This is a genomic window from Bacteroides sp. BFG-637 (genome assembly GCF_024793605.1).
Taxonomy (GTDB): domain Bacteria; phylum Bacteroidota; class Bacteroidia; order Bacteroidales; family Bacteroidaceae; genus Bacteroides; species Bacteroides vicugnae.
On sequence record NZ_JANUPD010000002.1, the window covers coordinates 5138888 to 5153169 of the forward strand.

The window sequence follows — 14282 nt, forward strand, 5'->3', positions numbered from 1 at the left end:
CGGCTACTCTCCTATCTTACTTTCTTCTTTATATAATAAGGATAGGTAATCAATACAAAGAAGAGTAAAGCAATGGATGCTACTATCTGTCCGGTATGTAGCATCTTATCTGTATCCAGTTCCATGTAGCAGGCGGTAGCGATTCCCAGAGAAATGCCGATTTCGGTTGCCAGCAGATGGGTAGTGTTGGCTGTTCCGCGTTGGCAATGGTGGGATAGCTTTACGAACATCACCAGAAATTCCGGCAGGATAAAGCCTAAGCCCAATCCCAAGAGTACGGAGGAAATGCCTATGGAGATGTCTGTATTCAATAGAGACATGGCTACCATTTCCAATCCAATTCCCATAATGACCAGTCGCAAGGTTTTCTCTTTCAGGAAAAACAGACGTGCAAAGAACAGGGAAACAATGTATCCGAGGGCTGTTCCTACAAAGAACGGTACGGGGATTCCTGTGTTTCCGAGTACGAAATCGTTTAGGAAAGGGTGTACCATGGGAACCAGCAGTCCCGGAATGAAGGTTATCAGGATCAGATTGATGGCAGGAACCCATCCACGAAGCAATAAGAAGCGGTCGAAGGAATAGAGTTTGGTGACAATCGGTGCACGGAAAGGTACGTAGACTCCTGATAAAATGAGGATTCCGACAGCTCCGGTTATGACAGATACAGTGAGCAGGGTTTGGAAGGATTGGCTTTGATAAAGCCATACTCCGAGGATAATGCCTGCGATCATCCCCATACGTGCCATCCAGGAGAAACTGACGTTTCCCGCACTGCGCAGCGTGGAGTTGGTGATGTCGATGGCCAATGTGATGCCGGCTGTTGTGCCTATGCCAAAGGCAAGCCCTTGCACGGTGCTCAACAGAATCAGTTCTGTGAGGTTGGTGACAAAGGCGTATCCGATGGTCGCCACTACCATCAGGGCGGCAGCAAACATACACACGTATTTACGCTTGTATGCATCTACCAGATAGGCATGGAAAGGACCGATGAGGAACATCCCCAAGGTGAAAAAGAGAAAGATTACTCCTGTCTGTGCAGCCGGCACTCCGAGACGGTCGGCCATCTCTACGGAAAGCACCGGAAATAACACATACAAGGATATAAACAACAGCAAATTAGCTACACATATCCGCATAAAATGAACTGTCCACAATTTAACTGCCATATACTATATTTAATATTGTTCCTTCTCGTTGGGGAAGTAGCAATTCTTCACGTCAGAAACATAACGGCTGATGGCATCGGTCATCACCGTGTACAAGTCAGCGTAACGACGCAAGAAACGGGGACGGAATCCGTTGTTCATGCCAAGCATATCCTGAATCACCAATACTTGACCGTCTACGTGTCCACCGGCACCGATACCGATAATAGGTATGGTCAGTTCGGAAGCTACGCGTTCGGCAAGGGTTGCGGGAATCTTTTCGAGTACAATGGCAAAACAGCCTGCTTCTTCCAATAGATGGGCGTCGCGAATCAGCTTCTCGGCTTCGGCGTCATCCTTGGCACGCACGGTATAGGTACCGTATTTATTGATGGATTGAGGCATGAGTCCCAGATGTCCCATTACCGGAATGCCGGCGCATACGATGCGTTTCACCGTGTCTATGATTTCTTCACCACCTTCCATCTTCAAAGCGTCAGCGTGGCTTTCTTTCATGATGCGGATGGCAGAAGCAAGTCCTTCCATCTCGTTGCCCTGATAGGATCCGAAAGGCATATCAACCACTACCATCGCACGCTTTACACCACGTACCACGGATTTAGCATGATAAATCATTTGGTCGAGTGTGATAGGTAGTGTAGTCACATTACCTGCCATTACATTAGAAGCAGAGTCGCCTACCAGAATTACATCCATTCCTGCACCGTCTACAATCTGCGCCATTGTGTAATCATATGCAGTCAGCATAGATATTTTTTCACCTCTCTGTTTCATTTCAACCAAGCGATGAGTAGTCACCTTTCTTGTATCATCCGATATATAACCAGCCATGTCTTTTTAAATTAAAAATTAATGATTAAATATTAAAACGACGCCAAGCGCCTTCAAAAATCGCGGCAAAGTTATAACATTTAATTCATAACAGAGAAGGAAATGCAAAAAATCCTTTCAAACGCCTCGCTTAGGTAGCTGGGGAGGCGTTTGAAAGGATTCTGTGAGGTATAATAAAAGCTCCTTAACGATATAAGGAAGCGATTTATCAAGTGCAATAATGCGTTTCGGATTTATTCTTTCTCTTAACGATGCAGAGTCAGGAGCTTGTCGTAAGTCATGTCGGTGAAGTCGTCTATTATATAATGTGCTTTGCCGGTGATGGCTTCGCGTGTGTTGGTGGTGGCAAGTCCGATCACTGTTGCCCCGGAAGTCATTCCGGCTTGCAGACCGTGGAAAGAATCTTCAAAGACATAGGTATTTTCGGGAGTGGCTTCAAAGATTTCCATTCCGAGCAGGAAGCAGTCGGGAGCCGGTTTGGAACGGGCAAACATCTCTCCGGTCAGAATGCGGTCTACCATTCCTTTAAATTCGGGGTGGGCATTATAGACGTTGGCCATCTTCTCTTCGTTGGAGCTGGTGACTACGGCTATCTTTGCACCGTTACGGCGAAGATCGGCTATAAAGGCTTCTACTCCGGGGATATATTCGTAGGACATCTTTTGCTCGTAAACGTAGAGTTCAGCGCTTATTTCAAGCTGGGCTTCGGGTTTGTCCGAGAAATACTTTTCATAGATTTGCAATAATGTCTGTCCCTTGATCCGGCGGCCGAAATCTTCTTCGTTCAGATATTTCCGTCCCTGCTCGTCCCAGAAGACTGTGTACTGCGTTTCTGTATCCATAATGACACCATCAAAATCGAAGAGTGCCGCAATCGTTTTCGTTGTATTCATATATAAACTTTCTTTTTACCTAAACGTTAAACCTTGTGTATCCATCGCTGCAAAGTTCCGAATAATCATCGAATCAGGCAAATAATTCGTACCTTTGCAAAGCTAAAAAAAACGTAACATACGTTTTTATCCAACAAAATCTACTAGCGCATGAGCAAGAACGACCCACATATCTTAGGCAAAGAAAGTATCGGCAAATTGCTGTTACAATATTCCATTCCTGCAATTATAGGAATGACGATTACTTCTATCTATAATATTATTGATAGTATCTTCATCGGACATGGCGTAGGCCCGATGGCGATTGCCGGACTGGCCATCAGCTTTCCGCTGATGAATCTGGTGGTGGCTTTCTGTACATTGGTATCGGCGGGCGGTTCTACGCTGGCGTCTATCCGTCTGGGACAAAAGGATATGAAGGGGGCTACGGAAATCTTGTCACACACGTTGATGCTCTGTATCACTAATTCGTTCTTCTTTGGTATTTTGTCTTTCATCTTTCTGGATGATATATTGGTTTTCTTCGGGGCCAGTAACGAGACGCTTCCTTATGCGCGGAGCTTTATGCAGGTGATCTTATTGGGTACTCCTATCACTTATACGATGATTGGGTTGAACAACGTGATGCGTGCTACCGGATACCCGAAAAAGGCGATGTTGACTTCGATGGTGACGGTGGTGGCGAACATTATCCTCGCTCCTATCTTTATTTTCCACTTTGAATGGGGAATGAGGGGAGCTGCTACGGCAACGGTGATTTCGCAGTTGATCGGTATGGTGTGGGTGGTGAGCCACTTTGTCAAGAAAGACAGTACGGTGCATTTTGAGGGGAATATCTGGAAGATGAAACGGAGAATTGTGGAGAGTATCTTCGCCATTGGTATGTCTCCTTTCCTGATGAATGTGTGTGCGTGTGCCATTGTGATTATCATCAATAACAGCCTGCAAAATTACGGAGGTGATATGGCGATTGGAGCTTATGGGATCATCAACCGTTTGCTGACGCTTTATGTGATGATTGTGTTAGGTCTGACGATGGGTATGCAGCCTATCGTGGGGTATAACTTCGGAGCGCAGAAGATAGACCGCGTGAAACAGACGTTGCGACTGGGGATTATCTCCGGGGTTGTGATTACCAGTAGCGGGTTTATTATCTGCGAGTTCTTCCCGCATGCTGTGTCGGCTCTTTTTACGGATAGCGATGAATTGATTGATTTGGCCGTAGACGGTATCCGGCTGGCTGTATTGATGTTCCCGTTTGTAGGGGCGCAGATTGTGATTGGTAACTTCTTCCAAAGTATCGGGAAGGCTAAAATAAGTATTTTCCTTTCGCTGACGCGGCAGTTGCTTTATCTTTTGCCTTGCTTGCTACTCTTTCCCAACTGGTGGGGATTGAAAGGTATCTGGATTAGTATGCCGGTATCGGATGCACTGGCATTTATTACGGCGGTTGTCAGTCTGATGATTTACATTAAGAAAGTATCTAAACAACATCCGGAAACGGTAGCGGAATAAAGCATTAGCAGCTTTACTCCGCCTATTGGTTTTTATTATTTATTCTGCTTTAATGCTCTTTACGGGGTTTTCATTGGCAACGTGCCAGGCTTTCACTACCACGCAAGCCACGATAACCAATAGTACCAGCAGGGCTATTCCTATAAAAAGTAACAGATCCATATCAATTCGTTCGCTAAACTGTTCCAACCATATTTGGCCTGTAAAATAGGAAGCGGCAGTACCTATCAGAACAGAGATTACGGAGATGTTCAGAATGTCGTATATCAATAATTTCAGGATGCCGGAGGCTTCTGCCCCATTCACTTTGCGTATGGCTATTTCCTTGCTGCGGCGTTGAGTTTCTCCATTCACATAGCCAATCAATCCCGTGATGACAATAAGCAGGATGAAGCAGGACGAAATCCAGACTGCATTACGGAAACGATATACACTCTTATAGCCTTCCCGGATCTTGCTGTCTACTGAATTGAAGTTCAGAGCTACATTCGGAAATGTTTTTGCCACACATTCGTTCAAGCGTTTCAGGTTCTCGTCATAGGGTTCTTTTAGACGGACATTGATGGTGTGATTGGCCGATTCTTTATCGGCAATCAATGCAATAGGAGACTGACTGGAATAGAAACTTCTATTACGAATATCATCAAACACTCCTACGATGGTACCTTCTACCCCACTCACGGATTTTCCTACGGCACCATCGGTCCATTTCATCAAACGGACGAGTTCTTTATTCACCAATAGATCGCCTTTTTTCTTGATGGTGGTGCCTTCTGTTATTCTGATTCCCATCACATTCGGATAATCATAGTCGCACATATTGAAATTAAGGGTAGCAATGCGTTTGCCGTCGTTGCCAATCAATCCACGTGTCCAGTACTCTCCCAGTACGCTGTGTGTGGATGCCGATACCCCATCCACCATCGGTTGGCGAAGCAACTCGTCTTTTACATGTTCTACTGTTTCGCCTGACATCCAGGTTTCGGCTTCTACCAGTCCCGGAATCTTGATTCCCATATCTCCATTCATCAGGTGAGAATATTGTAACAGGGTAACCAGCAATAGTCCGAGTACAAAGGAGGTACCCGTGAACTGGACAAATAGCAATGAACGTTTCCATCCTCTTTTCCCATCCGTGTAGTGCCGGAATACTTGCGTGACGGGAATACGTGAAAACAGTTTCCCCGGTATACCTCCTGCTAGGAGGAAAAGGACTGCTACAGTGAGCAACGGTATCCAAATGATGTCCCAGGCAAACAGTGAGGCAAGGCTGGTTCCCAGCAGGTCTTCGATCAATTCGCCCATGTTGATTATCAACAGGAAGCTAAATAGAATGGATAGTAGAACCAAGACTCCGGTTTCTGCCAGAAACATGCCAAAGACGTTCCCTGAACTGGCTCCACTGCATTTATGTACTCCTACGCTTTTTGCACGACGACTGATAGTGGCTATTGAAATCAACATATAATTCATGATGGCTACAAAAAACACTGAAAAGCCGAGGAAGCCGAATATCATCAAACGTTTCTGGGTATCGGCAGAATCCAGATGACGTTCCGAAAGAGGAACAACGCTGTATTCCAACTTCCAGTCATCCCATTGCAAGGGGCTGTATTTGGCCATTACTTGTTGGATTTTGCTGTTCACCTTGTCTATATCCGACGCATGACGCAAGCGTGCAAAGGCATAAAAGATATCATTCCCATTCCAACCGTTACCACTCGCATAGTGACCATCGCGGTGAATGGTAATCACAAAGTCACGGGAGAGCATCGAATTTTCGGGTATATCTTTATAGACGCCGCGAATTGTCAGTTCCAACTGTTTGTCCGCCGAAAGGGTTTTCCCAATAGGGTCTACACTGCCGAATGTTTCACGGGCAAAATGTTCTGAAACAAATATGCTATTCGAAATGATGAGATCTTTCGCGTTCCCTTTTAGTACGGGTATACCCATCGTTTCAAAGAAACAGGTGTCAACCCTCATGTAATTTGCTTTTGACAGCAGTTTGTCTTCTTTATAAATATGATAAAACTGGGAAGGAAGTACACAGGTGGCCGACTCTATTTCTTCAGGCATATCCTGCGCCAGGGTAAAAGCTACCGGATCGCAGACGGTATAGTCATAATTCATTCCGTCATCGCCCTGCACTTCGCCGGTCGTCATATTCTGTGCCGCTATTCTCGCCATTATCAGATTCTCCGCTTCCGGGTAACATTTCTCATAGCTCATCTCAAAAGCTATTTGCGAGAAAAGCAAGATGCCAACTGTTAGTCCTAAAGAAAGGGAGAGCACTCTTACGATATTCAAAGTACGCTCATGCAGTAATGTACGTATGCTATAATAGATTTGTCTCATACTTGCTTCTGATCTGGTTTATGCTATCACACTGGCTACCACGCTGCCGTCGAACAAATGAACTGTACGATGGGCAAAGGATGCGTCATGTTGTGAGTGTGTCACCATGATGATGGTTGTTCCTTCTTTATTCAGTTCGGTCAACAGGTTCATCACTTCTGCCCCATTCTTTGAATCGAGGTTACCGGTCGGTTCATCGGCGAGAATCAGTTTCGGATTGGTCACTACGGCACGGGCAATGGCGACACGTTGTTGCTGACCACCGGAAAGTTGTTGCGGAAAGTGTTTGGCACGATGACTGATGTTCATCCGTTTCAGAATATCTTCTACCATGCGGCGGCGTTCGGATGCTTTAAAGCCCAAATATGTCAGAGGAAGTTCTACATTCTCGTAAACATTCAGTTCGTCGATCAGGTTAAAGCTCTGGAATACGAATCCGAGTTTGCCCTTACGCACATGGGTACGTTCTTTCTCTTTCAATCCGCCCACTTCTTCACCCATCAAGCGGTAGGAACCTTCGGTAGGGTTATCGAGCAACCCCAGAATGTTCAACAAAGTGGATTTACCACAACCGGAGGGCCCCATAATGGCTACAAACTCTCCCTCTTTTACTTCAAGGTTTACGTGATTCAAGGCAACTGTCTCCACTTCGGAAGTACGGAATACTTTACTGATGTTGTTTATTTCAATCATAATCTTTTTATTTATGTTTTTAATTATTCACTTTTAAGGCTACTCACGGGATTTTCATTGGCAATCCGCCACGATTTCCAAAGTACGCAGGCTACGATAACGAGAAGATTTACAATCGCTATCAGTACATACGCCGCCCAGCTGACGGGCACGTGTTCGGCAAACATATCCATCCACATATCATTGACGTACCATGATGCCGCCACACCGATCACAACGGCTGCAACGGCTACATAGAGCACATCTTTCACCAACATTTCCAGAATGCCGGATGCTTCGGCGCCATTGACTTTGCGTATGGCAATCTCTTTGGAACGGCGGCGGACTTCGTCGGTTGTGTAGCCTATCAATCCCATCATCATCACAAAGAACATGGTAACCGCCGCCAGTATGGTAGCATTGCTGAAGACGCGGATGGAGTTATAACTCTCTTTTATCATCTGCTCCATCGAACGGAAATCGACCGTTTTATCGGGGAAAGCATCTGCCGATACTTTATTCAGTTTCTGAAGATTCTCCGCAAAAGGTTCTTTCAGCCGGACATGAACACAGCTCCCGAAATTCTTGGTACTCATCAGGATGAAAGGTGCTTGCGGGTTGGTGAAATTACCGATCCGGAAGTCTTTAATCACTCCCACTACTTTACATACGTAGCCTGAATTATAGACGGTACGGTTCAATAGTTCGGTTCCCCAGTGCATCCATTCGCCGTATGTTTCATTGATGACTACTTCGTCTTCATTTCGTGGCATACGCCCCTCCTTCATCACCATACCCATCATCTTCGGATAGTCTTCCATCATTTTACAAAAACGGGAAGAGAAAAGTGATTGTCCACTTTCATCCTGAATCATCGTTCCGCTATAACTATATACGGGATGGGAATCGGCACTGGACACGGACTCTACATAAGGCAGGCCGCGGAAGAAAGTCAGGGCATAGTCTTGGTTTTCTTTATTGCCGAAACCGGTATTGGCTACGACAACGCGCTTCGGATTGTATCCCAGGTCTTTGTTTAAGACATAGTAGTATTGCAGCATCACCACATACATCAGTCCGCAGATGAAAGCTACGCCGGCAAACTGCACGAATAATAGCGGGCGTTTCCAGCCTTTCTTTCCTTCTGTATAGCGGCAGAAGACTTGTGAAACGGGGATTTTGACAAAGATGCGTCCGGGCAGTGCTCCTCCTATGAGGAACAGGATAGCTACCGTCAGCAGGGGTACCCAAAGACGGTCTAAAGAGAACAGAGCTCCGAGTTCAACGGCGGTTGTATCTTCTATAAAGTCGCGGAAGTTCAGTAAGATTAATCCCATCAGTAGTAAGGCGAAGAGAATAATGATAGCTGTTTCCAATAGGAACATTCCCAGAATTTTGCCGCTGCCTGCACCGCTACACTTATGTACGCCGATGGCTTTGGCGCGATATGAGAGTGAAGAGATGGAGATCAGTACGTAGTTCAAGGTAGCGATAAAAAGGATGATTATTCCCAGGATAGACATGATATTCCGCATCCGCTTCACGTCCGGCTCTTCCCTGTACACATCACGGATCGGCTTTACAAAAGCGGTATAACCTACTACTTTCTGGTCTTCTGCAGGACGATATTTCTTTATCAGGTCATTCAACCGGGCATTCACCACGGATTTGTCTGCTCCGGGACGGAAACGGATAAATGCAATCCAGCTATCGCCTCCCCTCCAAGAGTAGTTTCCCCATCCACGGCTCCATACGGTAGGCAGAGAAATCACAGCCTCCGGTCTGACGGTAGCATTTTCAGGTATGTCAGCATACGTACCTTTCACTGTCAGTTCTATTTCCTTATTATAAGAGATAACTTTGCCTATCGGATTTTCTTGATCGAACATCTTACGAGCCAACCGGTCACTAAGAAAGACAACATCTTTCTGCATCAGTTCCTTTTCCGGAACACCGCTTAAAACGTCGATACCCATAGTCTGAAAGAATAGTGAATCGGCTGTCACTTTGTTAGCTTCAAAACGGACACTTCCATGATAAAGAGGGGCACTCATCCAAACGCAATAGCTGGTGGCTGCCTCCACTTCTTTAGGAAAATTCTCCAGTATGGCACCCGCCACCGGTCCGCAGTTCTTATCCTGCGGCTCAAAGGTTTGGCCATTGGCGGAAAAGACGGAGAAGATCTGATACAGGTTATCATAATCTTTGAAGCATTTGTCAAAGCTCTGTTCAAAAGCCACACGGGCAAACAACAGAATGCTCATCGTCAGCCCCAACGCCAAAGAGAGGATTTTGATAACGTTGGAACCATGCCCCCGCAATAAAGTACGGATCACATAATAGATTTGTTTCATATTATATTTTATTTTTGTTTTTCTATTTTCAATCATGCAGAAAGCATGCCAAAAAAGAATAACAATTCATTATCAGGTGTTTATCATTTCAACCTTTCTGAATATTGTCTAAAAATTAGACAGTACCGTCTAATTTTTAGACAACCGGGAGACTATTCCATTTCTCCTTTAAATTGTTCCAACAGTCTCTATTATCCATGGGGAGATTGTCCATCCCGGTAGAAAACTTTATCTTTGCATTCAGTTTTATAAACTATTAAAGTAATGATGAAGAGGAAGAATTTATATGCACTGTGTTCGTGCCTGTTCCTTTCGGGATGCGGTATGATAGACTATCATCCGTATGACGTCCGCATCAGCGGAGAAACAGAGGTCAATGCACACAACATCGAAAGAATAGAAGCGAGCTGCCAGGGTAAAACTACGATACGGTTCGTGACAATGGGCGACTCACAACGATGGTATGACGAAACGGAAGATTTTGTAAAAGCGATCAATCAACGGAATGATATTGACTTCGTCATCCACGGAGGGGATATGAGTGACTTCGGACTGACCAAGGAATTTCTTTGGCAAAGGGATATCATGAACGGACTTCATGTTCCTTATGTGGCTCTGATCGGAAATCATGACTGCCTGGGCACGGGAGCGGAAACCTACAAGGCTGTATTCGGCTCCACAAACTTCTCTTTCATCGCAGGAAATGTGAAGTTTGTCTGCTTGAATACCAACGCTTTGGAGTATGATTACTCCGAACCGGTACCGGACTTTACCTTTATGGAAAATGAGATAACGAACAGGCGGGAGGAGTTTGAAAAGACAGTTATTTGTATGCACGCGCGTCCCTATACGGATGTGTTCAATGATAATGTGGCAAAAGTATTCCAGCACTATGTCAAACAGTATGCAGGAATACAGTTCTGCACGGCCGCCCATACCCATCACTATCAGGACGATGTGATTTTTGATGATGGAATACATTATGTTACCAGTGATTGTATGGATTACCGTACTTATCTGGTATTTACAATAACTCCGGAAAAATACGAATATGAGCTGGTTAAATACTAATTATATCTTACGCGCAGGAGTACTGTACGTGCTTCTCCTGCTTTCCGGTCTGATGTCTGCCACCTGCCAGACAAACGCACCGGAACAGACCCAACATACCCGTTATGACAATCGGGTTCACCGTTTCCGCAGAAACTGGGAGCGGATTATCCCGACTCATTCCAAAATACAATATGCCGGAAATATGGGATTACTCTCTTTCGGCACAGGATGGGATTATGGAAAGCGTAATCAGTGGGAAACGGATGTATTGCTCGGATTCATCCCGAAATATTCTTCGAAGAAAGCAAAAGTGACCATGACGCTCAAACAGAACTATATGCCCTGGAGCATTAACATTGGAAAAGGATTCTCGACGGAGCCTCTTACCTGTGGTCTTTATGTGAATACCGTATTTGGAAATCAGTTCTGGGTGAATGAGCCGGAACGTTATCCGAAAGGGTATTATGGTTTCTCAAGCAAAGTGCGTTTCCATGTCTTTATGGGGCAACGCCTGACCTATGATATTGACCCGCAACGCAGATTTATGGCCAAGTCCGTAACCTTTTTCTATGAAATAAGTACGTGCGACCTTTATGTGATTAGTGCGGTAAACAATAGTTATCTCCGTCCGCGTGATTACCTTAGTTTATCATTCGGATTGAAGTTCCAGTGGTTTTGATTGGGGGCACAAGGAGTCTAAAATCAATTTTGAATTATGATTCTTGAATTATCACATCCTTTTTTCGTAAGTTTGCGCTGTACAAACTTGAACGAAAATGAGTAAATCTGGAACAATCATCATTGTAGACGACAATAAAGGAGTGCTGACTGCCATACAAATCCTTTTAAAAAGTTATTTCTCAAAGGTCGTTGCCCTCTCCTCGCCTGTCACCCTGACGAGCGTCCTGCGGGAAGAAATGCCGGAAGTGGTATTGCTGGACATGAATTTCACATCGGGCATCAATACCGGCAATGAGGGATTATTCTGGTTACATGAAATAAAAAAAGTACGTCCGGATCTTCCGGTCGTACTTTTTACGGCTTATGCCGATATTGAACTGGCTATCCGGGGGATTAAAGAGGGAGCAACGGACTTTATCGTTAAACCCTGGGACAACCAGAAACTAGTGGAAACGCTGCAAACCGCAGCAACCTCTACGCACAATGACAGGAAAACAGCAAGCAAAGAAAAGCCTGCTCACTCGCCTATGTACTGGGGAGAAAGCAAAGTAATGCAACAGTTACGGGTTTTGATTGAAAAGGTTGCCATCACCGATGCCAACCTCCTGATAACGGGTGAAAACGGAACAGGAAAAGAGATGCTGGCACGTGAAATCCATGCGCTTTCCAACCGCAAACATAAGGAAATGATTGCTGTGGATATGGGAACCATCACGGAATCTTTATTCGAGAGTGAGCTTTTCGGACATATAAAAGGGTCGTTCACTGATGCACATACCGACCGGACAGGTAAGTTCGAAGCTGCCGAAAAGAGTACGCTGTTTCTGGACGAAATAGGAAACTTGCCCTACCATCTGCAAGCAAAACTACTGACTGCCATCCAACGGCGAAGCATTGTAAAAGTGGGAAGTAACACGCCAATTCCTATTGATATCCGACTGATATGTGCCACGAACCGGAACTTGCAAGAGATGGTAGCGAAAGGCGAATTCCGGGAGGACTTGCTCTACCGCATCAATACCATTCATGTGGAAATTCCTCCCCTGCGCGAACGGAAAGAGGATATTATCCCATTGGCCGAACGATTTTTGTCTCACTTCTGCAAGCAATATGACAAGTCGTTGATGAAGTTCACTCCCGAAGCAGAGGATAAATTGACTGCGCATCCCTGGTATGGCAATATCCGCGAATTGGAGCACGTCATCGAAAAAGCGGTTATCATCAATGACAGTCCGCTGATTCCTGCTGAATTATTCCAATTATCCGTACCACGGATAGCCATTCAGGAACAAAACATCTCCACCCTGGAAGAAATGGAAGTGCAGATGATACGGAAAGCACTCGATGCCTGTGCGGGAAATTTATCGGCAGTGGCCGCTCAACTGGGAATAACCCGGCAAACGCTCTATAACAAGATGAAAAAATTCGGATTATGAACTCACAGATCCAACAACTGGGGATTCGGTACTGGTTCAGAGTTTTGCTGACTGTACTTTTCTGTATATCGACTGTCTGGTTCGGTATTCATCAATCATACGGTTGGTTAGGCGTCAGTCTTTGTCTGCTGGTGCTTAGCATCATCTGGCAAATCCGCCTGTACCAACTTCACACCAAGCAGGTGCTTTTCATGATTAACGCGCTTGAAAACAATGATAACACCTTTCATTTTCCCGAAGAAAACGGTACTCCCGAAAGCCTAAAGATCAACCGGGCACTCAACCGGGTGGGACATATCTTATATAATGTAAAAGCGGAAACCGCCCAGCAAGAGAAATATTACGAGCTGATTCTGGATTTTGTCAGTACAGGATTGCTGGTACTCAATGACAATGGGGCGGTTTATCAGAAGAACAAGGAAGCACTCCGTCTTTTGGGGCTGAATATATTCACGCATATCCATCAGTTAAGTAAAGTAGACACTACGCTCATGGAGAAAATAGAGAACTGCCGTCCCGGAGACAAACTGCAAGTGATGTTTCACAACGAACGGGGAACCGTTAATCTATCCATACGTGTATCGGAAATCAATGTGCGCAAAGAACATCTGCGTATCCTGGCCCTGAACGATATCAATACCGAACTCGATGAAAAGGAAATAGATTCATGGATTCGCCTGACACGGGTTCTGACGCATGAAATCATGAATTCGGTCACTCCTATCACTTCCCTTTGTGACACTCTTCTTTCCATGTCCGAGGGCAAAGATGAAGAGATCAGTCACGGGTTGCAGACCATCAGCACCACAGGAAAAGGGTTGCTCTCTTTTGTAGAATCTTACCGGCAGTTTACACGCATACCTGCACCGGAACCGTCGCTGTTCTACGTGAAAGCGTTCATAGAAAGGATGATTGAACTTGCCCGCCATCAGAATCCGTGTGACAACATTTGTTTCCACACGGAGATTTCTCCTGCGGACTTAATCCTGTATGCAGATGAAAACCTCATCGCCCAAGTGGTTATCAATCTTCTAAAGAATGCCATTCAGGCAATCGGCAGCCAGCCGGATGGTAGAATCGAGATCCGGGCTTATTGCAATGACATGGAAGAAATATGGATCGAGATCAAGAACAACGGCCCTGAAATCCCATCGGAGATAGCAGAGCATATCTTTATACCTTTCTTCACCACCAAAGAAAATGGTAGTGGAATCGGACTTAGCATTTCACGCCAGATCATGCGTCTTTCGGGCGGAAGTCTCACTTTGCTGCGGGAGAAAGAAACAACGTTTATTTTAAAATTCAAATAACTATTGATAT

11 protein-coding genes are annotated in these 14282 nt (G+C 45.2%); 5 read left to right on the forward strand and 6 right to left on the reverse strand.

Annotation, left to right across the window (positions count from 1 at the left end; translation table 11 throughout):
• Positions 1–11: 11 nt before the first annotated feature.
• The 3 genes from NXX38_RS20105 to NXX38_RS20115 form a co-directional block, all read right to left on the reverse strand.
• Positions 12–1169: an MFS transporter gene (locus NXX38_RS20105; protein ID WP_195649566.1), complete on the reverse strand. Its 1158-nt coding sequence runs from the start codon at positions 1167–1169 to the stop codon at positions 12–14.
• A gap of 9 nt (positions 1170–1178) precedes the next feature.
• On the reverse strand, positions 1179–2000 hold the full coding sequence (panB, locus tag NXX38_RS20110) for a 3-methyl-2-oxobutanoate hydroxymethyltransferase (protein ID WP_148366935.1): 822 nt from the start codon (positions 1998–2000) through the stop codon (positions 1179–1181).
• Positions 2001–2245: 245 nt separating this feature from the next.
• Positions 2246–2893, reverse strand: a complete 648-nt coding sequence (locus NXX38_RS20115) for an HAD family phosphatase (protein WP_258980832.1) — start codon at positions 2891–2893, stop codon at positions 2246–2248.
• A 150-nt stretch (positions 2894–3043) separates the two neighbouring features.
• Between NXX38_RS20115 and NXX38_RS20120 the strand changes: the two genes are divergently transcribed.
• Positions 3044–4408, forward strand: a complete 1365-nt coding sequence (locus NXX38_RS20120; protein ID WP_148366937.1) for an MATE family efflux transporter — start codon at positions 3044–3046, stop codon at positions 4406–4408.
• Between the two features lie 39 nt (positions 4409–4447).
• Here NXX38_RS20120 and NXX38_RS20125 read toward each other — a convergent pair whose 3' ends face one another.
• Genes NXX38_RS20125 through NXX38_RS20135 form a run of 3 tightly spaced genes read right to left on the reverse strand, consistent with a single transcriptional unit; the run spans position 4448 to position 9792 of the window.
• Positions 4448–6766, reverse strand: a complete 2319-nt coding sequence (locus tag NXX38_RS20125; protein ID WP_217723220.1) for an ABC transporter permease — start codon at positions 6764–6766, stop codon at positions 4448–4450.
• An 18-nt stretch (positions 6767–6784) separates the two neighbouring features.
• On the reverse strand, positions 6785–7459 hold the full coding sequence (locus tag NXX38_RS20130) for an ABC transporter ATP-binding protein (RefSeq protein ID WP_004303508.1): 675 nt from the start codon (positions 7457–7459) through the stop codon (positions 6785–6787).
• A gap of 23 nt (positions 7460–7482) precedes the next feature.
• Positions 7483–9792, reverse strand: coding sequence for an ABC transporter permease (locus NXX38_RS20135; RefSeq protein ID WP_258980834.1), 2310 nt, complete (start codon positions 9790–9792; stop codon positions 7483–7485).
• Between the two features lie 267 nt (positions 9793–10059).
• On the opposite strand from NXX38_RS20135, the gene NXX38_RS20140 reads away from it, so the two are divergent.
• The 4 genes from NXX38_RS20140 to NXX38_RS20155 all read left to right on the forward strand — a co-directional run bounded on the left by NXX38_RS20140 (position 10060) and on the right by NXX38_RS20155 (position 14272).
• Entirely contained in the window at positions 10060–10863 is an 804-nt protein-coding gene (locus tag NXX38_RS20140; RefSeq protein WP_074557058.1) for a metallophosphoesterase, read from the forward strand.
• 52 nt (positions 10864–10915) lie between these two features.
• Positions 10916–11524: a hypothetical protein gene (locus NXX38_RS20145; protein ID WP_370540826.1), complete on the forward strand. Its 609-nt coding sequence runs from the start codon at positions 10916–10918 to the stop codon at positions 11522–11524.
• A gap of 97 nt (positions 11525–11621) precedes the next feature.
• Positions 11622–12962 carry a sigma-54 dependent transcriptional regulator gene (locus tag NXX38_RS20150; protein WP_234133602.1) on the forward strand — a complete coding sequence of 447 codons (1341 nt, stop codon included), beginning with the start codon at positions 11622–11624 and terminating at the stop codon, positions 12960–12962.
• Positions 12959–14272 (forward strand): PAS domain-containing sensor histidine kinase, encoded by a 1314-nt coding sequence (locus tag NXX38_RS20155; protein WP_148366942.1) that lies wholly within the window; start codon positions 12959–12961, stop codon positions 14270–14272. Before NXX38_RS20150 ends, NXX38_RS20155 begins: the two co-directional genes overlap by 4 nt.
• The last annotated feature ends 10 nt before the right edge of the window (positions 14273–14282 follow it).

What these genes read in the sequence shown, in the direction of transcription:
- NXX38_RS20105 (WP_195649566.1), bottom strand. Translation starts at nt 1,169, where the DNA reads ATGGCAGTTAAATTGTGGACAGTTCATTTTATGCGGATATGTGTAGCT.
- panB (WP_148366935.1), bottom strand. Translation starts at nt 2,000, where the DNA reads ATGGCTGGTTATATATCGGATGATACAAGAAAGGTGACTACTCATCGC.
- NXX38_RS20115 (WP_258980832.1), bottom strand. Translation starts at nt 2,893, where the DNA reads ATGAATACAACGAAAACGATTGCGGCACTCTTCGATTTTGATGGTGTC.
- NXX38_RS20120 (WP_148366937.1), top strand. Translation starts at nt 3,044, where the DNA reads ATGAGCAAGAACGACCCACATATCTTAGGCAAAGAAAGTATCGGCAAA.
- NXX38_RS20125 (WP_217723220.1), bottom strand. Translation starts at nt 6,766, where the DNA reads ATGAGACAAATCTATTATAGCATACGTACATTACTGCATGAGCGTACT.
- NXX38_RS20130 (WP_004303508.1), bottom strand. Translation starts at nt 7,459, where the DNA reads ATGATTGAAATAAACAACATCAGTAAAGTATTCCGTACTTCCGAAGTG.
- NXX38_RS20135 (WP_258980834.1), bottom strand. Translation starts at nt 9,792, where the DNA reads ATGAAACAAATCTATTATGTGATCCGTACTTTATTGCGGGGGCATGGT.
- NXX38_RS20140 (WP_074557058.1), top strand. Translation starts at nt 10,060, where the DNA reads ATGAAGAGGAAGAATTTATATGCACTGTGTTCGTGCCTGTTCCTTTCG.
- NXX38_RS20145 (WP_370540826.1), top strand. Translation starts at nt 10,916, where the DNA reads ATGTCTGCCACCTGCCAGACAAACGCACCGGAACAGACCCAACATACC.
- NXX38_RS20150 (WP_234133602.1), top strand. Translation starts at nt 11,622, where the DNA reads ATGAGTAAATCTGGAACAATCATCATTGTAGACGACAATAAAGGAGTG.
- NXX38_RS20155 (WP_148366942.1), top strand. Translation starts at nt 12,959, where the DNA reads ATGAACTCACAGATCCAACAACTGGGGATTCGGTACTGGTTCAGAGTT.